This is a genomic window from Paenibacillus sp. IITD108 (assembly GCF_036541265.1).
Lineage (GTDB): Bacteria > Bacillota > Bacilli > Paenibacillales > Paenibacillaceae > Pristimantibacillus.
Genome location: NZ_JAZHCT010000034.1, coordinates 16,584 through 38,580, shown reverse-complemented (window position 1 = coordinate 38,580; position 21,997 = coordinate 16,584). Strand labels below are relative to the sequence as shown.

General features: G+C 46.6%; 28 protein-coding genes and 1 riboswitch. Of the genes, 23 read left to right on the top strand and 5 right to left on the bottom strand.

What is annotated here, in order from left to right:
* The first annotated feature begins 68 nt into the window (after nt 1–68).
* The 4 genes from V1L65_RS23155 (at nt 69) to V1L65_RS23140 (ending at nt 4,139) form a co-directional block, all read left to right on the top strand.
* Nucleotides 69–797 (top strand): (Fe-S)-binding protein, encoded by a 729-nt coding sequence (locus V1L65_RS23155; RefSeq protein ID WP_331701639.1) that lies wholly within the window; start codon nt 69–71, stop codon nt 795–797.
* On the top strand, nt 794–2,347 hold the full coding sequence (locus tag V1L65_RS23150) for a LutB/LldF family L-lactate oxidation iron-sulfur protein (RefSeq protein WP_331701638.1): 1,554 nt from the start codon (nt 794–796) through the stop codon (nt 2,345–2,347). The genes V1L65_RS23155 and V1L65_RS23150 overlap by 4 nt, the downstream gene beginning before the upstream one ends.
* Nucleotides 2,340–3,077: a LutC/YkgG family protein gene (locus V1L65_RS23145; RefSeq protein ID WP_331701637.1), complete on the top strand. Its 738-nt coding sequence runs from the start codon at nt 2,340–2,342 to the stop codon at nt 3,075–3,077. The genes V1L65_RS23150 and V1L65_RS23145 overlap by 8 nt, the downstream gene beginning before the upstream one ends.
* Nucleotides 3,078–3,734: 657 nt before the next feature.
* Nucleotides 3,735–4,139: a zinc ribbon domain-containing protein gene (locus V1L65_RS23140; protein ID WP_331701636.1), complete on the top strand. Its 405-nt coding sequence runs from the start codon at nt 3,735–3,737 to the stop codon at nt 4,137–4,139.
* Here the strand turns inward: V1L65_RS23140 and V1L65_RS23135 are convergent.
* Both V1L65_RS23135 and V1L65_RS23130 read right to left on the bottom strand, forming a co-directional pair.
* Nucleotides 4,067–4,522 (bottom strand): phosphodiester glycosidase family protein, encoded by a 456-nt coding sequence (locus V1L65_RS23135; protein ID WP_331701661.1) that lies wholly within the window; start codon nt 4,520–4,522, stop codon nt 4,067–4,069. The genes V1L65_RS23140 and V1L65_RS23135 overlap by 73 nt on opposite strands.
* Nucleotides 4,523–4,542: 20 nt before the next feature.
* The gene (locus V1L65_RS23130; RefSeq protein WP_331701635.1) at nt 4,543–5,451 is read right to left on the bottom strand and encodes a J domain-containing protein; all 909 of its coding nucleotides are present in this window, start codon (nt 5,449–5,451) and stop codon (nt 4,543–4,545) included.
* Nucleotides 5,452–5,679: 228 nt separating this feature from the next.
* Nucleotides 5,680–5,723, top strand: a riboswitch (PreQ1 riboswitch).
* 262 nt (nt 5,724–5,985) lie between these two features.
* On the opposite strand from V1L65_RS23130, the gene queC reads away from it, so the two are divergent.
* From queC to V1L65_RS23090, 8 genes are all read left to right on the top strand, one after another.
* Nucleotides 5,986–6,693 (top strand): 7-cyano-7-deazaguanine synthase QueC, encoded by a 708-nt coding sequence (gene queC, locus V1L65_RS23125; RefSeq protein ID WP_331701634.1) that lies wholly within the window; start codon nt 5,986–5,988, stop codon nt 6,691–6,693.
* Nucleotides 6,693–7,136, top strand: coding sequence for a 6-pyruvoyl trahydropterin synthase family protein (locus tag V1L65_RS23120; protein ID WP_331701660.1), 444 nt, complete (start codon nt 6,693–6,695; stop codon nt 7,134–7,136). Before queC ends, V1L65_RS23120 begins: the two co-directional genes overlap by 1 nt.
* On the top strand, nt 7,133–7,891 hold the full coding sequence (gene queE, locus V1L65_RS23115; protein ID WP_331701633.1) for a 7-carboxy-7-deazaguanine synthase QueE: 759 nt from the start codon (nt 7,133–7,135) through the stop codon (nt 7,889–7,891). Before V1L65_RS23120 ends, queE begins: the two co-directional genes overlap by 4 nt.
* 43 nt (nt 7,892–7,934) lie before the next feature.
* Entirely contained in the window at nt 7,935–8,432 is a 498-nt protein-coding gene (queF, locus tag V1L65_RS23110) for a preQ(1) synthase (RefSeq protein ID WP_331701632.1), read from the top strand.
* Between the two features lie 365 nt (nt 8,433–8,797).
* Nucleotides 8,798–10,147, top strand: a complete 1,350-nt coding sequence (locus V1L65_RS23105) for a hypothetical protein (protein ID WP_331701631.1) — start codon at nt 8,798–8,800, stop codon at nt 10,145–10,147.
* A gap of 689 nt (nt 10,148–10,836) precedes the next feature.
* A complete protein-coding gene (locus V1L65_RS23100; protein ID WP_331701629.1) occupies nt 10,837–11,394 on the top strand; it encodes a DUF1273 domain-containing protein in 558 nt (185 codons plus the stop codon).
* Nucleotides 11,395–11,502: 108 nt separating this feature from the next.
* A complete protein-coding gene (locus V1L65_RS23095) occupies nt 11,503–12,054 on the top strand; it encodes a hypothetical protein (RefSeq protein WP_331701628.1) in 552 nt (183 codons plus the stop codon).
* A 128-nt stretch (nt 12,055–12,182) separates the two neighbouring features.
* Nucleotides 12,183–12,572, top strand: coding sequence for a cytochrome C oxidase subunit II (locus V1L65_RS23090; RefSeq protein WP_331701627.1), 390 nt, complete (start codon nt 12,183–12,185; stop codon nt 12,570–12,572).
* Between the two features lie 65 nt (nt 12,573–12,637).
* Here V1L65_RS23090 and V1L65_RS23085 read toward each other — a convergent pair whose 3' ends face one another.
* Entirely contained in the window at nt 12,638–12,907 is a 270-nt protein-coding gene (locus tag V1L65_RS23085) for a hypothetical protein (protein ID WP_331701626.1), read from the bottom strand.
* A gap of 138 nt (nt 12,908–13,045) precedes the next feature.
* Here V1L65_RS23085 and V1L65_RS23080 point away from each other — a divergent pair, with 138 nt between their 5' ends.
* The 4 genes from V1L65_RS23080 to V1L65_RS23065 are packed head-to-tail and all read left to right on the top strand — an operon-like array spanning nt 13,046 to nt 14,631.
* A complete protein-coding gene (locus V1L65_RS23080) occupies nt 13,046–13,333 on the top strand; it encodes a Dabb family protein (RefSeq protein ID WP_331701625.1) in 288 nt (95 codons plus the stop codon).
* Nucleotides 13,334–13,350: 17 nt separating this feature from the next.
* Nucleotides 13,351–13,473, top strand: a complete 123-nt coding sequence (locus V1L65_RS23075) for a hypothetical protein (protein WP_331701624.1) — start codon at nt 13,351–13,353, stop codon at nt 13,471–13,473.
* A gap of 22 nt (nt 13,474–13,495) precedes the next feature.
* Nucleotides 13,496–13,915: a DUF86 domain-containing protein gene (locus V1L65_RS23070; RefSeq protein ID WP_331701623.1), complete on the top strand. Its 420-nt coding sequence runs from the start codon at nt 13,496–13,498 to the stop codon at nt 13,913–13,915.
* Between the two features lie 41 nt (nt 13,916–13,956).
* Nucleotides 13,957–14,631 carry a helix-turn-helix transcriptional regulator gene (locus tag V1L65_RS23065; RefSeq protein WP_331701622.1) on the top strand — a complete coding sequence of 225 codons (675 nt, stop codon included), beginning with the start codon at nt 13,957–13,959 and terminating at the stop codon, nt 14,629–14,631.
* Here the strand turns inward: V1L65_RS23065 and V1L65_RS23060 are convergent.
* Nucleotides 14,619–14,783, bottom strand: coding sequence for a hypothetical protein (locus tag V1L65_RS23060; RefSeq protein WP_331701621.1), 165 nt, complete (start codon nt 14,781–14,783; stop codon nt 14,619–14,621). The two genes, V1L65_RS23065 and V1L65_RS23060, sit on opposite strands and share 13 nt — an antisense overlap.
* 68 nt (nt 14,784–14,851) lie before the next feature.
* On the opposite strand from V1L65_RS23060, the gene V1L65_RS23055 reads away from it, so the two are divergent.
* From V1L65_RS23055 to V1L65_RS23025, 7 genes are all read left to right on the top strand, one after another.
* Nucleotides 14,852–15,373, top strand: coding sequence for a DUF948 domain-containing protein (locus V1L65_RS23055; protein ID WP_331701620.1), 522 nt, complete (start codon nt 14,852–14,854; stop codon nt 15,371–15,373).
* A gap of 158 nt (nt 15,374–15,531) precedes the next feature.
* The gene (gene racE, locus V1L65_RS23050) at nt 15,532–16,341 is read left to right on the top strand and encodes a glutamate racemase (protein WP_331701619.1); all 810 of its coding nucleotides are present in this window, start codon (nt 15,532–15,534) and stop codon (nt 16,339–16,341) included.
* A 160-nt stretch (nt 16,342–16,501) separates the two neighbouring features.
* Nucleotides 16,502–17,395, top strand: a complete 894-nt coding sequence (locus V1L65_RS23045; RefSeq protein WP_331701618.1) for a M14 family metallopeptidase — start codon at nt 16,502–16,504, stop codon at nt 17,393–17,395.
* 119 nt (nt 17,396–17,514) lie between these two features.
* Nucleotides 17,515–17,748: a hypothetical protein gene (locus tag V1L65_RS23040; RefSeq protein ID WP_331701617.1), complete on the top strand. Its 234-nt coding sequence runs from the start codon at nt 17,515–17,517 to the stop codon at nt 17,746–17,748.
* 34 nt (nt 17,749–17,782) lie between these two features.
* The gene (locus V1L65_RS23035; protein ID WP_331701616.1) at nt 17,783–18,085 is read left to right on the top strand and encodes an iron-sulfur cluster assembly accessory protein; all 303 of its coding nucleotides are present in this window, start codon (nt 17,783–17,785) and stop codon (nt 18,083–18,085) included.
* A gap of 39 nt (nt 18,086–18,124) precedes the next feature.
* A complete protein-coding gene (locus V1L65_RS23030; protein ID WP_331701615.1) occupies nt 18,125–18,352 on the top strand; it encodes a DUF1450 domain-containing protein in 228 nt (75 codons plus the stop codon).
* Nucleotides 18,353–18,477: 125 nt separating this feature from the next.
* Entirely contained in the window at nt 18,478–19,863 is a 1,386-nt protein-coding gene (locus tag V1L65_RS23025; protein WP_331701614.1) for a PDZ domain-containing protein, read from the top strand.
* Between the two features lie 106 nt (nt 19,864–19,969).
* Here V1L65_RS23025 and V1L65_RS23020 read toward each other — a convergent pair whose 3' ends face one another.
* Complete coding sequence (locus tag V1L65_RS23020) at nt 19,970–21,958, bottom strand: LTA synthase family protein (protein WP_331701613.1); 1,989 nt, start codon at nt 21,956–21,958, stop codon at nt 19,970–19,972.
* Nucleotides 21,959–21,997 lie beyond the last annotated feature (39 nt).

Genomic DNA, 21,997 nt, shown 5'->3' with positions numbered 1-21,997 from the left:
TTCCCCAAAAGAAGCGCAGCGCCTAGCTTCGATTAGGCTGTTGCTATTTTATGGCTAGGGGGATGACGATGAAGGTATCTTTATTTATTACATGTATAAGTGATGCTATGTTTCCGAAGGTAGGAGAAGCGATGGCAAGGCTGCTTGCCAGACATGGCATCAAGCTGCAATTCCCTACTGTGCAAACCTGCTGCGGACAGCCTGCCTTTAATAGCGGCTATTGGAAGGAGGCGCGCGAATCGGCTCGTACTATTGTCGATGCGTTCGAAGATAGTGACTTTGTAATTGCTCCTTCCGGCTCATGTACAGGTATGATCCATCATTATCCGAAGCTGTTTGAGAATGATCCAGTTATGCTGGAGCGTGTTACAAAATTGAAGGAAAAGTCTTATGAATTTACGCAATTTCTTGTACAGGTGCTTGGGGTTACCGATCTTGGAGCGAGCTTTCCGCATAAAGTAACTTACCATCCATCTTGTCATGGCAGCCGGATACTTGGTGTAAAGGACGAACCGATGCTGCTGCTCGAAAATGTGTCGGGACTGGAATTCGTGCCGCTTCCGTTTGCTGAGGACTGCTGCGGCTTTGGCGGTACTTTTGCTGTAAAGATGGCACATATTTCCGGAGCAATGGTTACAGAAAAGGCGGATCATGTGCTGGAAAGCGAAGCAGAGGTGCTGGTAGGACTTGATATGGCTTGCTTAATGAATATTGCGGGCAATTTGCATTATCGGAATAAGCCGGTGCGAGTGATGCATCTGGCTGAGCTGCTGTACGAAGGGGTGAAGCAAGCATGAGCGGACAACAGGCTATGAAGAAGTCCGTGAAGGAGCGGGCAGAGCTTGCCCTTCATGACGAATTTTTGCGCAAGGCTGTGCGCTTTACAACAGAGCGGCTTCGCAATGGCAAGAAGAAAGCTTCTGAGGAGCATGGCAATTGGGAGCTTTGGCGCGAGCAGGGGAGACAAATCCGTCTTCATACGATTGCTCATTTAGATTATTATTTGAACTTATTCGTTGATAATGCAAGAGCTAATGGCGTTCATATTCATTTTGCTTCGACTGGACAGGAGGCTGTTGCAATTGCTTTGGATATTGCCAAGCATGCTGAAGCCAAGTCCGTTGTAAAATCGAAGTCGATGGTTACAGAAGAGCTGCATTTGAACCAGGCGCTCGAAACGATCGGTGTTGAGGCGATAGAAACCGATTTGGGCGAATATATTATTCAGCTTGCTGGCGAGATGCCTTCGCATATCGTTATTCCGGCCATTCACAAAAATCGCTATCAAATAGCTGAACTGCTGTCGAAGGAAGCAGGTTATGAGCTGCCGCCGGATACGACGGCGCTTGCCGGCTTTGTGCGCAAAAAGCTGCGCGAAAAGTTTCTTGAAGCGGATATCGGCATGACGGGCTGCAACTTTGCGATCGCCGAGACGGGCTCTATGGTACTGTTTGAAAATGAAGGCAATGCGCGGATGGTCAGTACGGTGCCGAAGACGCAAATTACGTTAATGGGCATGGAGCGTATTATTCCTTCCTGGTCTGATTTGGAGGTTATGGCTACGCTTCTGCCGCGCTCGGCAACCGGACAGAAGCTGACGATGTATATGTCCGGCATTACAGGTCCGCGTCGCAATGGAGATGCGGATGGACCTGAAGAGATGCACATTATTATTGTTGATAATGGACGTTCCCTGCAGCTGGGCGACCCTGAATTTCAGGAGCTGCTCAACTGTATTCGCTGCGGCGCTTGCTTGAACGCTTGCCCCGTATACCGCCATATTGGCGGTCATGCTTATGGCAGCACCTACAGCGGGCCGATAGGCGCAGTGCTGACGCCTTCGCTTAATAGCAATGTAGCGGAGTGGGATGATATAGCTGGTGCTTCGAGCTTATGTGGCGCCTGCTATGAGGCGTGCCCTGTCAAAATACCGCTGCATGATATGCTTGTCTACCTGCGCAGGCGCAAGGTGGAAGGCGGGCATGGCAATAAGCTGGAATCGCTTGGCATGCAGGGCTTTGCTGCGGTGATGGGCAGCTCGGGCAAATTTGGCGGACTTGTCCGGCTAGGCAAGCTTGGGCAAAAGCTTGTCGTCCGCGACGGATATATCCGTACGAAGCTTGGACCGCTTAAAGGCTGGAACAGCTATCGTGTCACGCCAAGCTTGCCTAAGAAATCCTTCCGTGACCGTTGGCAAACGCTAGATCAGGAGTTGAAGACTGAGCTGCGCGAGCTCGATGACGCGGCGCGTCAGCGGATGGAGGCGCTTGTTCGAGGGCGTGCGGAGGGGCGTAATAGCGCGTTGAATAGTAAAAAGTCTGGCAAGGGGGATGGCGCAGATGAGTGAGACGCATGAGCAGTGGCTGGCAAGGCTGGCGGAGCAGTCTAAGGCGAAGCAGGAGCGGTTTATGAAGGATATTGCAGCAAAGCTTAGACATCCGCGCATGACGGAGAAGCCTGTTCAGCCTTATCGTGGCGCGCCTGACTTCTGGCAGGCATTTAATTGGTCGCAGGAGGAGAAGGAAGCACAATTTATCGATAACTTTCAGTCCGTTGGCGGCCATACGGCGAGGCTTGCTTCCATGGAAGAAGCTAAGTCTTTTATCGTTAATAAAACTGTGGAGCTAGGCGCCAAATATATCGTTCGTCAGAATGAGTCGGAGCTTGCGGCGCTGGAGCTGGAGGAAGAGCTGAAGCAGCGTCTTCCAGAAGCCGAGCTGAAAGCGTGGAACACGGATGAAGAGCATGCCTGGATGGCAGAGGCGGCACAGGCTGATATCGGCATCGTGATGGCGGATCATGCTGTAGCTTATACTGGCTCGATTACAGTGTTGTCGGCTAATAACAAAGGTCGCTCAGTAAGCTTGCTGCCAACAGTTATGTTCTTTATTATTCCGGTTGACCGCTTGCATACGAGACTGGGTGAGGTGCTGGGCGGGTTTGATCAGGTTGGGCGTGAGAAGCTGCCTGCTGGCATTCACTTTATATCAGGTCCGAGCCGATCCTCCGATATTGAGAATGATTTGACGATTGGCGTGCATGGTCCGGGTGTCGTGTATGCATTGTTGGTAGGTTAAATTAAATGAATAGACAAGAGGCTCGCTGACCATCAGTCGTAAGGACTTATAGACAGCGGGCTTTTTGAGGTGATTTTGGCTAAAGAATGCTTCTGGCGAGGGTGGCGATTCATTGTGGGCGACGATTGCAAGCAAAAAGAAAGGGGGAACGAAGTGCAAGATGGGGAATGGAGAAGCGGCAGTGTCCGCCTTTGTAGGTCAATTTTATCCTTTATAGGGGTTATTTCATCAAAAAAATGGACTAGACAGCGGTCGGAATCCCAAACTTGATCGTAGTAGCATCCTTTCAATTGCTTATTGCCCTATTAACAATTAATCGACACCCTCCTGGCGATCGTTAGCCTAATCCGTAATGAATCGCCAGCTTCCCTAGCTGGTCAGCCGTTCCGTTATTATGCCTTATATCGCAGTTTTGAGGCAGCAAAGTGACAGACGTTCCGTTATTGAAACATAAATCGCAGAAAAAGCCCCATTTTATGCCGAATAGCGGAATGTGTGACCATATTGATTCATATTGATACCCTAAGGTAAGGCAACTGCATACTCCATAGCGCTTAGACGCTCCAATTTATAGCTTTATGAAACTAATGCGGCAAATAGACGTTTTATAGAGTAAGACAATTTTTCCAAATGAAAATATATTGGAGGGAAGGGCTTATGGAACAAGTGGAATGCCCGTGGTGCGGTGAAGAAGTTGTCATTGTCAACGATATTTGCCCGAGTTGCAGACATGAAGTTCTGCTGGACAGAGACGGCCAGGTTTACTTTGTCAATGAAGATGAACTGGAGCAAGACAGTTATGCGGAAAATCTTAGCCTGGAGAACATTCGCGAGCTGCTCCTGCTAAAATTTAAATGCAGCAAATGCGAGCATGAGGAAGCTGAAATTAGAGAGCTGGCGATGACGGGGACGGGGCTAAGCAAGCTTCTTTATGTGCAATATAATCATTATTTGTTTATTTCATGCTGCAATTGCGGTTATGTGGAAATTTATGATCCAAATGTATTAACAGGTAAAAATATAGGTACAGCAGGCACGCTGATCGATATTTTCTTCGGATAATCGTCATAAATCAAATAAAGGGAAAGGTTCTTGACAAAAGACCTTTCCCTTTTATTTTGGAACCGCTTGTTTACCACTTCAAGTTTTTTCCCGAACATCAGCCCATTGCTTAGCAGTCTGCCAGGCGTTGTAATATATTTTCCGTTAGCGTACATGCCGGAGGATGCTCCGCCATCAAGGTTCATGCCGCTAACTGCGCCTAATGCGAGCATCACCTCGCCCCATTGCTTCATGGTGGCGCCGGCAATCGTTGCAATTACAATGGTGCTGTCTTTTTTAACAAAAATCCCGCTTCTGCTCGCTGCGGTTGTTAGTATTTTAGCTTCTGTAAATCCTTCCGCCTGCGCGTTCAAGGCAAGCTTGCCATCCTTTACTAATCTCAGTCAAGTGTTTAACGAACAAATTACTGAGCTGCTTTTTCTAAATAATGCTTCAAAAATTGCTTGGCCTTCTCAGGGTTTTTGGCATTTATGCGAATACCGACGTAAAAGTTTTGCCCTAGTACAGGGACATCATTGACGAATTCCGTTTGTCCAAGATCTACAGCGTAAATTCTTTCAGTCGGATCTTCTTGAATTGCAAATTTTTTGCTGTTTTGCTCTGTGAGAAGCGGGGCGAGCATCGGCTCTTCTCCAAGATCAAGAAAAGCTCCCTGCTGTCCAATCCAATGCAGCATCGCCTCATCCATCACATAAAGATCATCTATTTCAGTTGCCAAAATGACAGTAGCCTTTTGCAAATAAGCCATCTGGTTCATATCATCTTTAGGCACAAAAATAATGTTGGAATCAAAGCGCGACCAGTCCGGAAAAGCTTCAAGCAGCGCATCGTTGATGCGATCGAATTTATCATCATTTTCCTTCATGCCGAAGGTGCCCATAAACATAACGCTTACATCGACGGGCGGCAAGCTGGCCAGCCGTTTCTTTTCCTCCTGATGGTCAATAAAGCTTATAATGCCGTAAATGAGAAGAGCGACGGCGGCGATGGCGCCGATAGTATGATATTTGTAATAGCGCCAGAAGTGGTCGACTTTTTGCGCTTGTCCGGAAAGCTTCTTGTATTTGCCGTATTCCTGTTCGTTGAAGGCTTCTGTAAACTTCTGGTCCTCATAAGCTAATATTTGTTTGTAGGCTGCAGTAACTTGTTCAAAGTCAAGCCCATTCTCCTGCGATGATGCCTCGTCAGGGGCTTCCAGCTTTTGGCGGGAGCGTTCTCGGCGCAGCAGCAGGGAATAGCGTTTTTCCACTTCTTCCTTGTCGGCAAATTCAGGCAATCCCAGTATTTCGTATTGTTTTTTTAAATCCTCCACCATGTCACCTCAATATTAGTATGAAAAAGCTGAATGTTTCGATGAAAAGTTTGTTAATAGATATATCATTTCAACCTGTAAAGCTCTCTATCTTCTAGTATACGGAAATTCGAGAGTAACGCAAATATAATGCCTGTTTTGGACGAGTGGACGTTTAAGAAGGGGTATGCTATAGTAGCGAAGGACAACTAAAGAAGAAATCCGATGCTTGCGCCAGCTGCGGCAGGCTCGGGAGAGGTTCGCGAACTCCCTCTATAAAAAACTAAAACTAAGCGATGGCCATAATTGGCATCGTCGTTTTGTGTTCGGCGTGTTTCGGTCTCAAGGGAGGCTGAAGCACGCCGTTCCTGTTTTTTAATATTTTAAAAGCGGGCAATGATTAAGCAGCTGCTTTTAAAATGCATGAAGAAGCGCCGGCGCAGGCCGTGAGAAACAGAGCATTCTTACGCCAGCCAGCCAAGCTACAGGTATTTCTTCATGTCGGAAGTCAAGCGTAACTCTGCTTCTCCATAACAGAGAGGATGGTTATTACGTATGAACAAAGAAAAAGCAATAGTAGTATTTAGCGGCGGGCAGGACAGCACAACGTGCTTATTCTGGGCTCTAAAGCAGTTCGATGAGGTGGAGGCAGTTACGTTCAATTACGGGCAGCGCCATGCTCTGGAGCTCCAATGCGCCGCTGACATCGCCAAAGAGCTGGGCGTCAAGCACCATGTGCTTGATATGTCCTTGCTGAATCAATTGGCGCCAAATGCGCTTACCCGCACAGAAATCGCGATTGATGAAAAGGAAGGAGAGCTTCCGACTACATTTGTAGATGGCCGCAATCTTTTATTTTTTAGCTTCGCTGCTGTGCTGGCCAAGCAGACAGGAACCCGGCATATTGTCACCGGCGTTAGTGAAACAGATTTCAGCGGTTATCCGGATTGCCGCGATATATTTATAAAGTCGCTCAATGTGACGCTTAATTTGGCGATGGATTATTCCTTCGTGCTGGATACGCCGCTCATGTGGTTGAACAAAGCGGAGGTTTGGCAGCTAGCGGATGAGCTAGGCGCTTTTGAATTTGTAAGAAGCCGCACGCTTACATGCTATAACGGCGTAATCGCAGACGGCTGCGGGCAGTGCCCGGCATGCCAGCTGCGCAGCAATGGCTTGCGAAGCTATTTAGCCGTACGCAGCGCTGTGCCCGTCTCTGCAGGCAAGCGGGAGCCGTTCGAGCATAGGGAGGCGAGAAATTGATGCTGCAGCAAATCTATCCAGCGGCAGTACATCCCTATGAGTATGAGCTGAACAAAGATTTACAGTTTGCCGCAGCGCATTACGTTCCTTCGGAGGCGGCAGGAAAATGCCGGTATGTTCATGGACACACCTATTACGCCAATATCACAATAGCAGGAGATACGCTTGATGAATCAGGATTTCTCGTCAATTTTGCTCTCATTAAGCAGCTTATTCACGGAAGATTTGATCACACGCTGCTAAATGATGATACGAAGCTGTTCAGCAATAGCAATCCCGCACAGTTTCCAACAACCGAAGTAGTAGCGCGTATTATATATGAGCTTGTACAGGAGCATTTGAATGAGCGGCCAAACAAGCCGCAGTGTGTGCAGGTGTTTTTAAGAGAGACACCGACCAGCTATTGCATTTACCGCCCCAAGCGCAAGGAGGCTTCGACATGACTATTGCTGGCACTCGAGCCGCCAGCAGTGCGGCAAGAAAGATACCTGTAATGGAAATTTTCGGACCTACGGTTCAGGGGGAAGGCATGGTCGTTGGACGGAAGACGATGTTTGTCAGAACAGCCGGCTGCGACTATCAATGCTCGTGGTGCGATTCGGCGTTTACCTGGGACGGCAGCGGCAAGGGAGATATTCAGCTTATGACGGCTGAAGAAATTATCGGGCAGCTGGCCGTTACAGGCGGAAGCAGCTTTAACCATGTGACGCTGTCCGGAGGAAATCCTGCGCTGCTGCCGCAGCTGGGCGAGCTTATAGACGGGCTGCACGAGCGCGGTATTGCAGTGGCGCTGGAAACCCAAGGCAGCCGCTGGCAGCGCTGGTTTGAAGCGATAGACGAGCTTACGCTGTCGCCCAAGCCGCCCAGCTCGGGGATGGAGACAAACTGGGGCGTGCTGGACGATATTATTAGCAAACTGCAAGCTGGTCGGCGCAGCTTCTGCATAAAAGTAGTTGTATTTGATGAGCAGGACTTAATATTCGCCAAGCAGGTGCACAGCAAGTATGAGCATGTTCCGTTTTATCTTCAAGCTGGCAATGAGGAGCTGGCTGAGACTAACGAAGCTGTACTGCTGCCTTATTTGCTAGGCCGTTATGAATGGCTGATTGAACAAGTAATGCCGGATGAGGCGCTGCGCGATGTATACGTGCTGCCGCAGCTGCATACATGGATTTGGGGCAATAAAAAGGGCGTGTAGACGTCCAGTCGAATGAAAAAAATGAAAAGGCGGATGAACGACTATGGAAGGCAGAACTAAAGAAGAGCTGAGCGGTATTTCTTTGCTTGGCAGTCAAGGAACGACGTATACATTTGCGTATTCTCCGGAAATATTGGAATCATTTCCAAACAAGCATCCAAATCGGGATTATTTCGTAAAATTCAATTGTCCGGAATTTACAAGCCTATGTCCAATGACAGGCCAGCCTGATTTTGCGACAATATATATTTCCTATATTCCGGATCAGCTGATGGTGGAAAGCAAGGCGCTGAAGCTGTATTTGTTCAGCTTCCGCAATCATGGTGATTTTCACGAGGATTGCATGAACATTATTATGAACGATCTGATTAAACTGATGGAGCCGCGCTATATTGAAGTGTGGGGTAAATTTACGCCTCGTGGCGGCATTTCAATCGATCCTTACTGCAATTGGGGGCAGCCGGGGACAAAGTATGAGCAAATGGCGGAGCATCGTCTGATGAATCACGATATGTACCCGGAGAAAATTGATAATAGATAATTTGCAATAGATAATAGAGCGCAGAAAAAGCTTCGCTTAGGTTAATTATTGGGCAATAGAGCTGACACTACGACAAGTAGAAAAGGCTCTATTGTTTTTTAACGAAGCTGACGAGGGTGTCGATTGTGGGCAACGATTGGCAAGCAAAAAGAAAGGGGAACGAAGAGCAAGATTGGGACTGGAGAAGCGGTATCGCCGCCCAAGCATGAATCGCAATGCGATCCCTTATCTTTACTAGAGGAAATAATCGGTAGAGCTTTGACTTTAATAGTGTTGACAACTCTACTAATCTATTGCTATAATTCTATCTACATAATTCCGATAGGAAAAATATGAATTGTACATACTTACTAGGAGGTCATTACATGACAAGACTGCAGTCCAACTACTTCAAATGGCTGGCGGCGCTGCTGCTGGCGTTCGCTTTGCTGACAGCGCAATCGACAGTTTATGGCGCATCCGCTACAGCTGAGCGTCCAATAGATGCTGAGGAGTACGGCGTATTTTTAAAGGACAAATACAATATTAGCCTAAACAGCTCAATTACGAAAGGCGATTTTATTAAAGCAGTTGCCAGTATACTAGATTATAAAGCAGAAGGAAAGGACCAGCCGTTCACGGATTTGAAGGCGGGAGACGCATTATTTCCAGCTGCTGCAGCCTTGTATGAAAAAGGCATTTTGAAAGGGCCAGCTATCCAAGGAGAGCGTGTGCTGACGAATTCGGTAGCTATTTCAATTGCGGTACGCGCAGCTGAGCTCCAGGAGCTTGCTCTTACTTATCCGGCAGACAAGGTGAATCATTCCTTGAAGGCGCTGAATATTACTAGCAGCGGACTTGGCACTCAGGTAGCGCAGGAATTGGCTGTCGCTGTAGATTCCGGACTTCTGCCGGAAGCAAGCTACGCAGGCTTCAAGCCTGGCGCGGCAGCTGACGTGAAGCTTGCTAACGTTTTGCTTGGCAAAGTACTGGAAGCAAAAGGCCTTTATAAAAACTATATCGGCTATGTGAGCGATGCGGATATTTTTGCAAAATTGAATACGGCATATGCTACTTCTGACATTATTAATGCGCCTGATTTGCAAAAGCTTGTTAACGAAGCGCTAGAGCAGGAGCTGGTAACCGGTTATAATTTGAAAGATTCGCGCTTTCATTCCAACTTCGTTGAATCGTTGACGATCCGATACGGCCATTCCGATTTCAAGCATGCGCTTCAGCTAATTGGCCTATTGCGCAGTGAAGGCTTGGATGCGAAGGTGCAGTTTGAGCCGAAAACATCAGCTTATATTCATTTGGCTGAGTGGGGCGATCCAGGTCCGAATGTTGTCCAAATTGAAAATGGCAATTTTATTGCTTATTCCAAAGAATATGATCTTGCATTTGAATTTTTCAGCACTAAGGATAAAGCAGCATTCCAAAACGTTATTTTAACGTATGCTAAGAAAAACGAAGCTGATCAATCGGGTCTTATTGCTGGCTCATGGTGGCAGCCGCTCTACTTCTCAGCAACTGAGCTGGCTGATTACAAAGTGATTACTAACAATTTGATTACAGATCCGGACAGCGTTTATGAAGTTCATCCATTCTCATTAAATGAAGATTCTGCGAAGGTGGTAGCGGGCTTCAAGGCTATTGATCCTAATGTTATTATTACGCCGTATCAATTCTGGGTAGATGCGCCATTCTTCAACTACTTGCACGGAGAGTCGCTATAATATTACGCCATGAAGAGCTCTGTTCGCCGCTTATGCGGTGGACGGAGCTTTTTTGCTCCCTTACTATCTGGCAGTTGAAAAAGTATGCAATGTAGAATGGACAAGTGCTACATCCACGCTCGTGAAAGTTAAGTACATTTTGTGCATCTAGATTTTCATTTTTTGCCGAATAAACGATTCTAGATGTATTTCATGTATCTAGTTTTATTGAATCACCCTATATCCTGCGAATTCCGCCAAACTAAAGAAGTTTTTCCCCTTAGAATCACTAAAAGGCCAAATTTCTTCAAACTAAGTACAGGATATCAGGCTGTTGAAAAACTGTTTAGGAATGTAACGAATGCCAGAAACGCTATTATACTAAAAACGTTGTTGAAAAAAATCTAACGGAGATATCCTGCCTTATTGAGGTCAAAGGTGCCTAAAAACGTGGATTGTTCACACATAGAGCTACTAATCTTCGTTACAATTTAAAATGAGCTGTTTTGGTTGAAATAGCGCTTGTCAGCTTCGTTAGAATTGTTTCTCAACAGCCTGATTTTCGCAGGATAATCCATAAAAGGTCGAACTAGGCCGATCTGATCAACTTTATTAAGGGTTATCTGCTGAAATTACGCTGAGCTTGACAGCAGCTTGCTTATGCAAAATACTAGGCTCAGTGACAATATGAAAACGAGGGTTGCAGCGATATGAAAAATTTGCTTGTTACGGGCTATCGCGCTCATGAATTGAATATTTTCAGCCAGAAGCATAAAGGGGTCGCTTTTATTAAGCAGGCTGTCAAAAACAGGCTCGTTCCATTGCTTGAGGATGGGCTCGAGTGGGTGATTACACCCGGCCAATACGGAACGGATTTATGGGCGTGCGAGGCGGCGCTTGAGCTTAAAAGCAGCTTTCCGGAGCTGAAAGTATCGATAATAGCAGCATATAGCGACTATACGAAGGATTGGAAGGAGGAGAAGAAGGAATACGCCGATCAGATGATCAGGCAGGTTGATTATTATACAGCTTTGAGCAAGGAGCCGTACAGCGGTCCGTGGCAATTTGCCGCCCGCGACCAATTACTGCTAAGAAAAACTGACGGCTTGCTGCTGTTTTATGATGAGGAGCTGGGCGAGGCAAGCCCGAAATATTTAAAGGAAAAGGCGCTTAAAAAACAAAACGAAGAGGACTACCTTATTATTTCGATAAGTGCTGAGGAGATCCAAAGCATCGCCGATGAACAAAGCTTTCAGCTTCCAGATTAGCCTACTTGCATAAATGCTCGAGATCCGCATATAATAAGAACAGATGTTCTTATTTTTGTGTGTGAATAGCTTGCTTGCAAGCAGCTGTTCGCGCTTGGAGGGTCGGCAATGGCTGTAATAAATGAGAAAACTGTAACAAGGATAGGTGCGGCTAATTTGGCAGGTACAGCAGGCGGCAGCGGGCAACGCGAGAGCGGCAATAGCGACAATAGCGACAATAGCGGTAAGGCCGATACGCATCAAGGCGTTAAGCAAAGCAAGGACGGCAGTGAGCCCGCACAATTACAGAAGGGCGCAGGCTCGCCGCCTATTCAGACGGAGGCGGAGCTGCAGCTGGTAAAGCGGCATATTTTGCTTGGTATTATGATGCAAATTCTTAATCATGATATTCGCGTAATTGATTCAGCCGGCATGAAGCTGCCCCGTCTGTATGAATCGATGCTTCGCGCGGTTCAGGATCGCGTCCTGCTTGATCTTGCCCATACACGCCGATTGTTCCGAGAGCATGGCATCAAGGTATACGAGGAGAAGCGGCAGACCGACGGACTGCACGCCAAGTATGTATGCCGCGGTTACCACCATCATTTTTTTATGCTGTGGGGTTTTGTGAAAGCAGAATCTGAGCGGATGCTGAAGCAATATATTATTCTATCAACTTAATAAAGTTCATTGATTTGTCAAAAAGCTAAAAAACTTTCCTTCTTTGAATAGATTAAGGTTGAGAAAATCTGCTATTGTTAGGTATTATAAGAGGTAGACATTATGAACGCAAAGGGGAGCACGAAGCAATGCATAAGTGGATCATGTTTACTTTCTTTACTGCGGCAGCCTTGTTAGGTGTATATCTACTAGGTTTTGGTATGCCAGAGAAGCCGGTTGATGAATCAGCATCGTTACCGGAAGGAACAGTACTAATGAAGCTTGTAGCAAAAACAGACTTTACATTTGGTGAAGAAGTGTATACTGCAAAAGTGGGAGAAAAAGTTATTTTCAAGCTTGAAGACAAAATGAAGGTTCATGGTGTTGGGATCGATGAGTTGAATGTTGATCTTAATAAGGATAACCCTCAAGCCGAGATCGAGCTAACTGAACCAGGTGAATATGTAATCTACTGTAATATTCCATGCGGTCAAGGACACGTGACGATGAAATCCAAGCTTGTAGTAGAGGCTGCATAATAGAATGTAATGTATGGAAAGGAGCCGATCAGGCTCCTTTTTCCAAATTTCCTGCTGCTTTTACGCTATTGGCTGGCGCTATCCCGGCCTTCATATTGCTTACGCTGCCTGGCAATCATCCAGTCGGCTGCAAATCCAAGCAAAGCCCAGGTAATAATTGTAAGCACGTACATGAGCAGTACGCTGACTTCATGGACATCGACAAAAAAGTCGACAAACCAGGCGGGAATGCTAAGCATAAAGAAAAACATATTATGCGGATCATAGCCTGTATAATTAAATGCACAAATTGCAACTCCGATAAGGGTGGCAATTGCTGTTAATCTATAGCGCATAGTCTTATAGCTCCTTTACGAAAAGTTTGCCGTAATGCTGCTGCATAGGTTATTATGTGACAAAAGGCTAAAAGTCATGCTTAACTGCCGAAGTCTGTTTTCGGCTGAACTCAGTTCTATATTTGGGAGGATATTTTGATGCTAACTCATATTGTATTTTTTAAATTAAAGGATAACAGCCCTGAAAGTGTTGAGCGAACTGCGCAAGTGCTGCGCGATATGGAAGGTAAAATTGATCAACTGAAATATATTGAAGTGGGAATTGATGTGCTTCATTCTGATCGTTCTTATGATATTGCTCTTATTACAAAGTTTGATTCTATGGAGGCGCTTGACGCTTATCAGGTTCATCCGGTTCATCAAGCTGTAATCGAACATATGAAGCAAGTGCGTGAAGCATCAGCCAGCGTTGACTTTGTCAGCTGAGAGGAAGGATAAACGATATGTCAGACGGATCAGATATGCGGGACGTATATGAAATATTGACCTATTTATTGGTCATTATTCTCGGCAGTATTATTATGGTAGCTTGGCTAAAACGCAAAGCGAAGCGTAAGCAGAAATAATAAACAGAGCAGGAGCAGAGCTATGTATTATGTAAATGTTGAGCAAATAGCCGTTCGGCTGCAAGCGATCGACGAGATTACCAAAGCGCTGCAAGAGCTGTCTAGGCAATGGCAAGGCAGCTTGCTGCAAGGCTTGGCGCAGGAACGCGCACTTCATTTGGCTGTTGAGACGGTAACAGATGTAGGCAGTTATATTATTGATGGCTTTATTATGCGTGATGCAAGCAGCTATGAGGATATTATTGATATTACGGGCGAGGAAGGCGTATTTCCCGCCGATATGCAGCCAACGCTAATGAAACTCGTTAAGCTGCGCAAGCCTCTTGTACAGCAATATTTCGAGTGGCAGAGGGCGGAGCTGCATCCATTAACGACTGAGCTTGCAAGCCTGCTTCCAGCTTTTAAGGAAGCGGTTGAGCAGTATTTGAAACGCGAGCTGTAAACGAAGGAACCGGAAGCAGGCAAGGAAGGGGAGGTGAGGAAATGAACCGGAGCAAGGAAAAAGAACTCAAAAGTAAGGAAATATCGCGTAAGTCTGCAAAGGAAACCTCAACAACGCGTGAGCGTATTTTGCTGCAGCTTAAGAAGAAGGGTGCAATGAGCGCAAGCGAGCTGGCGCAAGCGATCGGTTTAACCGAAATGGCTATTCGCCGGCATATGTACGAGCTTGAGAAAGCGGGCAGCGTGCGTATTTTATCGATAAAACAGCCTATGGGCAGGCCTTATCATGCTTTTGAGCTGACTGAAGCTGCTGACGGTTTATTTCCAAAAAATTATGATGCACTGACGCTTGATTTGCTTGCAGAGCTGGCGGATAAACCGGAAACCAACGCTTTGATCGAGATTATGTTCAATGGACGGAAGCAAAAATTGCTGGATCGCTATGCGGCTCGCATGAATAATAAAAGCCTGCAGGATCGCGTTGCGGAGCTTGCCGATATTCAAAATCTTGGCGGGTATATGACGGAGGTTGAGCGAAAAGGCGATGACAGCTTCATCCTGCACGAATACAATTGCCCTATAGCGCAGGTAGCAGGCAAGTATGAGCAGGCCTGTCAATGTGAACTGGCTTTATTTCAAGAGCTGTTGAATGTTTCAGTAAAGCGTACGGAATGTTTGGCTAAAGGACAAAACCGTTGCAGCTATCATATTGGCTGAATCAACAAAATCATGCCTTGCGGCTGCTCCTTTGGGGCAGCTTTTTTTAATATAAGAAAGTATAAGTGACGAGTCGGATGCCATGCAGGCGAAGCTGAGCCGGTTTGCGTCAGCCCGTTGCCCAAGCCAGTTAGCGCAGGAAGCAATGCCAAGTGTGTCAAAACAAGCTGCTGCTGCTTATACTGATTGTAGATAAGTAGGCGTTAGTCTAGATTGGATCATGCACGACAAAGACTTGGCATGCAAAGGAAGTGAAGAAATGATTGGGCAATGGAGTATCGCTATTGCGGCTGGCGCATTTGTTGTGCTCGTTGCAGGTATATTACTTGCGCTTCACAAGGCGCTTGTTCATTGGGGACGTATGCAAATTACGATTGAAGAGCTGGGCAAGCAGGTGCAGGCTACACAGACTGAGTTAGGTCTTATTTTACAGCCCGCAGCCGATACCGTACAAGCGATTAATGATCAATTGCAAAGCAGCAGGAAGCTTTTTCAGGCAGCGGAGCAAGCAAGCGAGGCAGTCGATCAAGTATCCAAAGCAGCAGGTCATTTAACAAATTTGCTATCTGATGCAGCGGTCAGATACGTTGAGCAATCTTCGAAAAAGCAGCAGAAGCAGGTGGATGAGGCACTTCAGTGGGCCGAGATTGCTGTTATAGCATGGCAGCTTTGGCAGAAAGGAAGAAGCAGAGCGGTAAAGATGGAGCAAAGCGGGCAAGAGGAAGCGCTCGTTGAGGTTTAAAGTAGTGAACGAAGTGTGTAAAGTTTGTCGATTTTTGCTTCTGCATACTGTTAAATTGTTGAACGAAGCTTTGATTTACGATAAGATAAGGTTACGTTTTATGTATCCGTATCATATATTATAATATCCTTCAATACGTTTGAGAAAGCGGTGTGCATGTGCAACAGCCGATAGCAATATTAGACTCTGGCGTGGGCGGTCTTACAGTCGTGAAAGAAGTAATGCGCCAGCTGCCGCGTGAAAAAATTATTTATTTTGGTGATACAGCAAGAACGCCTTACGGGCCGCGAACGCCTGAAGAAGTAAGGCAGTTTACAAGAGAAATCGTTGATTATTTAATTCAATATCAGCCGAAGATGATCGTTATCGCATGTAATACAGCGACAGCAGTATCCTTGACGGATATACGCTCGCGAGTAGCAATTCCTGTCGTAGGCGTTATTAATCCTGGAGCCCGAGCCGCGATTGGCCGAACAAAAACAGGCTGCGTAGGCGTTATTGGAACAGAAGGCACGATCAAGAGCGGCGCCTATGAGGATGCTTTGCGCGAGCTGTCGCCGCATGTTCAGGTGGTGAGTGAAGCATGCCCGCAATTTGTCCCGCTAGTCGAGCGCGGCAATTTCCGTTCGGCAGAAACATATGAGGTCGTGCGCAGCTCAATCGAGCATATGAGAAGCTATCCGATTGACTGCCTTATTCTCGGTTGTACGCATTACCCATTTTTATCGGATACGATATCAGAGGTAATGGGTCAGAATGTTAATTTAATTAGCTCGGCCGAGGAGACGGCAAGAGAGGTTAGTACGATTTTGCAGGATAAGCGCAAGCTTGCCAAAACAGAAGCAGTTCCAGTCCATCACTTTTTTTGCAGCGGGGAGCCGCATATGTTCAAGCATATTGCACAGCAATGGCTTGACAAGCAGATTGAGCTCACTCCTGTCGTTTGGCAAGTGCCTAATATCAGTTAACGATGAACCAATAGCCGGAAGCTGTCCTAGAGAGTGTAAGCTCTCCAGAGACAGCCTTTTTATATGTGGTTGCAGGATGGAAGTTTCCTAAGAAGAGATTCTAAGACAGGCTGTTCTTCTCATACGATGGTAGGAGCGTAAGAGAGAGGAGAATTTGCGAATGTCTGAATGGAAGGAAAATGTGCTGTATTTGAATGACGACGTAGCCGCTCAGTGCAGCCAATTAGCTCAAGTGTATCCATTTACAGCTGTTCATGTTATTGGGCATAGTGTGATGGGAAAGCCGCTGATCGCTCTGCGCTGTGGCAATGGATCCAAGCTTATTCATATTAATGGCGCTTTTCACGGCAATGAATGGATAACATCTGCTTTGCTGATGCGATTTATGAACGAGCTGTGCGCCGCCTATGCTGGCGCCGGTTCAATGGAAGAGCGGCAAATAGAGAATTTATGCAATGAAGTTACAATATGGGCAGTGCCGATGGTCAATCCGGATGGCGCCGAGCTGGCGCAGTGCGGCGTTAATCCGCAGCATCCGCTCTATAATGAGCTGCTGCAATGGAATGAGGGCTCGCAAAATTTTGCAGGGTGGAAGGCTAATATTCGCGGCGTGGATCTGAACGATCAGTTTCCCGCATTTTGGCAGGAGGAATGCGAGCGCAGAGGGGTAACACAGCCCTCGCCTCAAGATTATCCTGGCCCGTACCCGCTTAGCGAGCCGGAAGCTGCCGCGATCGCGCTGCTGACAGACCGTATACCTTTTTATTCCGTTGCGGCTCTTCATACCCAAGGCAGAGAAATTTATTGGAATTACCGCGGCTTTGAGCCGCCTCAATCGGAAGCAATGGCACAGCGGCTAGGCGAGGCTAGCGGGTATGCCCCAATTAAGTTAAGCGGCAGCGATGCAGGTTATAAGGATTGGTTTATAAAAAAATACAGCAGGCCCGGCTTTACCGTCGAGGCGGGCTTTGGGCAAACCCCCCTTCCTCTTGATCAATTTGAGGATATTTATAGCGAGCTTAAGCCGCTGCTGCTGGAACTGATTCAGCTGTAAAAGGATTGCTGTTTTTGCGATTCAGCCAGTTAAAGGTTGGAATTAAAAGATAGATGTATGTTATACTTCCTTTAATTAAATGATAATAATACTTACATTGATTAAAGGACGGAGACGATATGCGCAAGCTGCTTTCATTGCGTCACTGGAAACAGACCTTTCTCCTTATTTTTCGTTTGCTGAAAAGTAAGGAAGTTTCTTTTTTGGACAAGCTATTGTTTATTGTGCCAGTGCTCGTGTACTGGATTTCTCCGGACTTTATGCCGTTTATACCGATTGATGATATTGCCGTAACGATGATTGTGGCGGGGTGGTTTGCTAGCAGGATGGGCAGGAAGTATAATATAAAGTAATTACATTCAATGTACTTGAGGAGCTGGACTAATCATGAAATGCAAAATTACACGCAATGCTGCTAAAATGCTAAAGCTTGAGCTCGATAAGCCTGAAAATGCCGGAAAGCTTCTTAGAGTATATGTGACTCATTCTCATGGTGATCATGCTCATTATGGAATGGGCGTCGATGAGCCTACGGACAAAGATGTAGTTGTATCGACTGACAAAGAGATCGATGTTATTTTGGAAAAGGATAACGAGCTGCTGGACGGCGTTCGAATTGATTATTTTTATGTGCCGGAGGAAGGCTTTGCTATCTCGAATCCATCTAAAGGAAATCATGGCGACCATTAAATTATGGATTAGTGTAAAGAGCGAAAAAGGTGATGAAGTATGTCTAAAAACGATATAAGAGTATGCGACAAATGCCAGCATATGCGTATGAAGTCTACTGTTGCCAAACTGCAAAAGCTGGTGCCTGATACAGAAGTTAGAATCGGCTGCAAATCGTATTGCGGACCTTGCAAGCGAACAGCGTTCGTATTTGTTAACGGACGATATATTAAGGGAACTTCCGAGGATGATGCCATTGAAAAGGCACTCGTTTATGTGAAATCATAACTATTATATACACAATTGGCCCAACAACGCTCGGAAGCTGTTGGGCTATTTTAGGTACAAGTTGCCGAAAGGAATGAATACAACTGAACGAGAAGCATGCGACCGCATATAAAAATCGGTATTTATTGTATTGGCTTGGCTTTATAGCAGCAATACTGGCCATACTGCTCTCAGAATTAATCTGGCTTCCTGCTCCGCTTGTACTGGGCAACGGCATGCACTGGATAGAAATCATTGACTGGCTGTATTACGGCTTGCTGCTTATTCCGCTGCTTTGGCTGGCATGTGCATGGCAGGGCCTAAGACAGCTGCGCAGCCTGGGAGCTGCCAAGGGCACAGCAGCTGCATCCCATACTCTAATATACATACTTATATTAGTACGATACTTGATTATGACGCTGAGCGTTGCAGTTATTATTCTGCTTGCACTCCCAAGCAAGCCGTATAATTGGCTTATAATTGCAGCAATTCCATTAGTGCTGCTTGTAATATCGGACATTGTAATTGGAAGCGCAGGCACAGCAAGGCAGCTGTGGACAAGCATAGGCAAGCTGGCTGCCGTTGCGCTGTTGCTGTCCTTTATTATCGTGCCGACTCGATATGAAGTCACCTATCCCGGCATGACGCTGGATATGAACCGTTATGCAGCTATTGAAGGCGGAAGAGCGACCGGTGCCGTGGATGGCGTGCTCGTCTTTGACCGGCCTGCTGTGCTGGCCGATTGGCTGTTTGCGCGCTTGTTTCCGCAATATGAAATAAACAAAATACCGGATAACGAGCCGCCACTCAGCGAGCAATTTGCACAGGTCATCGCTATGAAGCGCGATGCCAATCAGCTGGCCGCTGCAATAGCGCTGCAAAAAACCGGAAAAGGCGCAGGGGTAATAGCGGACGGTGTGCGAGTGGTAGGCATATTAAAGGAGAGTCCGGCAGACGGTAAGCTGCAAGCAGGAGATATTATTGTTGCTATTAACGATCATGCAGTGCTTACTAGCGAAGCTATGCAGCAGTATATGGAAGAAAATGTTAAGCCGGGGGATACGATCCAAATTGAAGTTCGGCGCAGTACAGCCGGAGAAGCCGTTGCAATTAAGCTAATCGCGGCCGGTTCGCCGGATGACCAGAGCAGAGCGGTCGTTGGAGTTACGATTCAAACCGAGGTTAAGCTTGATGCACCAGTTCCGATTGCATACAATCAATACTTGGCGCATCTGGGCGGGCCGTCGCATGGCGCGATGCTGACGCTTGCTCTTATTGATCAGCTGACGCCAGGCGGCGTCCTGCATCAGATTCAAGTGGCGGGTACAGGCACGATAGAGCTTGACGGCAGTGTCGGTATGGTAGGCGGCATTCCTCAGAAGGCATACGCAGTAAGCCGTACCGGCGCAGAGGTGTTTTTTGTGCCTGTTGAAGGGGAGGCGGCTGCTCGCAAAGCGGCTCCGAAGCTCAATATTGTGCCGGTAGCAACGATAGATGACATACTGGCCTGGCTAGAGGCGAATCACAAATAAATATGCTTCGCCTCTAACTTGAAACTATTCAAAAAAGCTATCTGGCAGCGTTCAATGTTGAACTGCTGCGCAGATAGCTTTTTTTAGCGAAGCCATTTATTCTTGCTTAACCTTTTACTTCCAGCGCGCCATTTTTCCTAAAGTTTTTAATTAAATTATGAATGACGGCATTGTCAGACATCATCAGCTCTTCATTAGCCTTTTCTGTAGCGGCAGCGCACTTGGCGCCGTCTACAGGCTCACCGGTTTCAAGGGAGTAGCAAGTGCCGCTGGTGTTGCTTGTCGGGATATAATAAAGCTCTTCGTTTGACCAAGTGCCATAGCGCTGCACGACGATATGATCTGAAAGAGGGTCTTTTAGCAATAGCGGCATGCCAAGCATGTAATAATCAGCTGTTGATATGCCAAGCAAATGTAAAATTGTTGGCGTTAGATCAGTTTGGCCGCCTGCCATCTTGTATTCTCCTGCATAAGCGCCATCAGGCAGATGAATAAGGAGAGGGACCTGCTTGTTAAAGCGTTTTTGCTCAAATTCTGTAAGCGGCTTGTCGAACAATTTGGCATAAAGCTCCCAATCCTTAATAGAATTATCATGATCTCCGTATAAAATGAGTATAGTATCATCCCAAAGATTCTCCTCTTTAAGACGATCAACCAGCTCACCGACCGCAGCATCCAAATAGTGCACCGACTGCAAGTAGTTGCCTAGAATCGTATCGGTCAGCTCTCCTACGTCAAGCTTTTTCTCTGCGGCAGGCATAGAATAAGGATGATGGCTCGTCAACGTAATTAAAAATCCATAGAAAGGCTTTTTCTGATCGGAAAGAACGTCCATCGATTGACGGAAGAAGGATTTATCTCCGACAGCCCAGCCGACCGACTCGTCGGTTACGAAATGCTTCAGGTTATAGAACATATCATAGTTCATGCTCTTGTACATAGCATTGCGATTCCAGAAGCCGCCCTGATAGGCATGAAAAACACTGGCTGAGTAATTATGATCCTTTAAAATATTAGGCATGCAATCAAAGGTATGGCCTGAGTACTGAATGAATACAGAGCCATTCATAATCGGCTGCATCGAGCAATTGGCGGCAAAATCAGCATCAGAGGTTCTGCCGTTAGAAGTTTGATGATAGAAATTAGAGTAATAGGCACTTTCTTTTATTAGTTTGTTCAAATTTGGCGTAATTTCTTTGCCGCCAATGGATGTATTGAACATAAAGTCCTGGAGCGCCTCTACCTGCACCATAAGCACATTTTTTCCTTTATAAGCGCCGAAGGTTGGATCCTTCTCCAGATCCTTGCGCTCCTGTCCGCGCTGCTGCAGCCATAGCTGCGTCTCCGATTGCTGCTGAGCGGACACGGTTTCCGATTTGAACCAGTTCAGCTTGGCATAGCGAGACAGGTCATAGCTGTGAAAGCCTAGTCCACCTACCGCATTGTAGATGGAAAGGTTCCACCAGTTGCCGGCGAACAAGCTTTTCGAGGATTCCTTAGCGGCATTGACATTAGGAAAGTACAGCTGAGAGCCGACAGCAAGTACGCATGCGCCCAATACGACCCGGATGGCCATCGTACGCCATAAAGGAGCAGGCTTGCGCGTCTCCTTGGCTGCGCGCAAATCTTTGCGCCCCTTCCAGAGCATATAAACAGCAAACGGAATAAGGATGACGAAATCGAAAAAAAGCAAGAAATCAGGCACATGTATAAGCGTGCTGATGCTTCCGCCCAACGATTCAACCTGACCAGCCTGAAGCAGCACAGGCACCGTAATTAAATCCTGGAAATAACGGTAATAGACAACGTCCGCGAACAAGAGGAAGGATACAGCAAAGTTCAAAATAATAAGAGCCAGCAGTCTTCCCCTTGTCGGCAGCAGCAATGTCCAGAAGCCAAGCAGCAGGATGGCGCCCAGTTCAATGGTAGCCATCGTCGATGTCATACCCATATATTTGACGGATAATAAATGGTTGAAATAATAAAGCTTTAAAAGTAATGCGACTGCAAATAAAACAACATCTACTGCGAACAGCCGATCAAGCCAGCTAAGTGACCAGCTTGCTGCAGTACGCAAAAATTTACCCACTTGCATAATTAGGAGTGCCTCCTTAAAAAACGACAGAATTTATAA

Coding starts and splice junctions, on each gene's coding strand:
- V1L65_RS23145 (WP_331701637.1), top strand. CDS start 2,340: ATGAGTGAGACGCATGAGCAGTGGCTGGCAAGGCTGGCGGAGCAGTCT.
- V1L65_RS23030 (WP_331701615.1), top strand. CDS start 18,125: ATGTCTAAAAACGATATAAGAGTATGCGACAAATGCCAGCATATGCGT.
- V1L65_RS23020 (WP_331701613.1), bottom strand. CDS start 21,958: ATGCAAGTGGGTAAATTTTTGCGTACTGCAGCAAGCTGGTCACTTAGC.
- V1L65_RS23150 (WP_331701638.1), top strand. CDS start 794: ATGAGCGGACAACAGGCTATGAAGAAGTCCGTGAAGGAGCGGGCAGAG.
- V1L65_RS23095 (WP_331701628.1), top strand. CDS start 11,503: ATGGCTGTAATAAATGAGAAAACTGTAACAAGGATAGGTGCGGCTAAT.
- V1L65_RS23040 (WP_331701617.1), top strand. CDS start 17,515: ATGCGCAAGCTGCTTTCATTGCGTCACTGGAAACAGACCTTTCTCCTT.
- V1L65_RS23045 (WP_331701618.1), top strand. CDS start 16,502: ATGTCTGAATGGAAGGAAAATGTGCTGTATTTGAATGACGACGTAGCC.
- queC (WP_331701634.1), top strand. CDS start 5,986: ATGAACAAAGAAAAAGCAATAGTAGTATTTAGCGGCGGGCAGGACAGC.
- V1L65_RS23140 (WP_331701636.1), top strand. CDS start 3,735: ATGGAACAAGTGGAATGCCCGTGGTGCGGTGAAGAAGTTGTCATTGTC.
- queE (WP_331701633.1), top strand. CDS start 7,133: ATGACTATTGCTGGCACTCGAGCCGCCAGCAGTGCGGCAAGAAAGATA.
- V1L65_RS23065 (WP_331701622.1), top strand. CDS start 13,957: ATGAACCGGAGCAAGGAAAAAGAACTCAAAAGTAAGGAAATATCGCGT.
- V1L65_RS23100 (WP_331701629.1), top strand. CDS start 10,837: ATGAAAAATTTGCTTGTTACGGGCTATCGCGCTCATGAATTGAATATT.
- V1L65_RS23120 (WP_331701660.1), top strand. CDS start 6,693: ATGCTGCAGCAAATCTATCCAGCGGCAGTACATCCCTATGAGTATGAG.
- V1L65_RS23070 (WP_331701623.1), top strand. CDS start 13,496: ATGTATTATGTAAATGTTGAGCAAATAGCCGTTCGGCTGCAAGCGATC.
- V1L65_RS23080 (WP_331701625.1), top strand. CDS start 13,046: ATGCTAACTCATATTGTATTTTTTAAATTAAAGGATAACAGCCCTGAA.
- V1L65_RS23155 (WP_331701639.1), top strand. CDS start 69: ATGAAGGTATCTTTATTTATTACATGTATAAGTGATGCTATGTTTCCG.
- queF (WP_331701632.1), top strand. CDS start 7,935: ATGGAAGGCAGAACTAAAGAAGAGCTGAGCGGTATTTCTTTGCTTGGC.
- V1L65_RS23075 (WP_331701624.1), top strand. CDS start 13,351: ATGTCAGACGGATCAGATATGCGGGACGTATATGAAATATTGACCTAT.
- V1L65_RS23035 (WP_331701616.1), top strand. CDS start 17,783: ATGAAATGCAAAATTACACGCAATGCTGCTAAAATGCTAAAGCTTGAG.
- V1L65_RS23105 (WP_331701631.1), top strand. CDS start 8,798: ATGACAAGACTGCAGTCCAACTACTTCAAATGGCTGGCGGCGCTGCTG.
- V1L65_RS23055 (WP_331701620.1), top strand. CDS start 14,852: ATGCACGACAAAGACTTGGCATGCAAAGGAAGTGAAGAAATGATTGGG.
- V1L65_RS23090 (WP_331701627.1), top strand. CDS start 12,183: ATGCATAAGTGGATCATGTTTACTTTCTTTACTGCGGCAGCCTTGTTA.
- V1L65_RS23085 (WP_331701626.1), bottom strand. CDS start 12,907: ATGCGCTATAGATTAACAGCAATTGCCACCCTTATCGGAGTTGCAATT.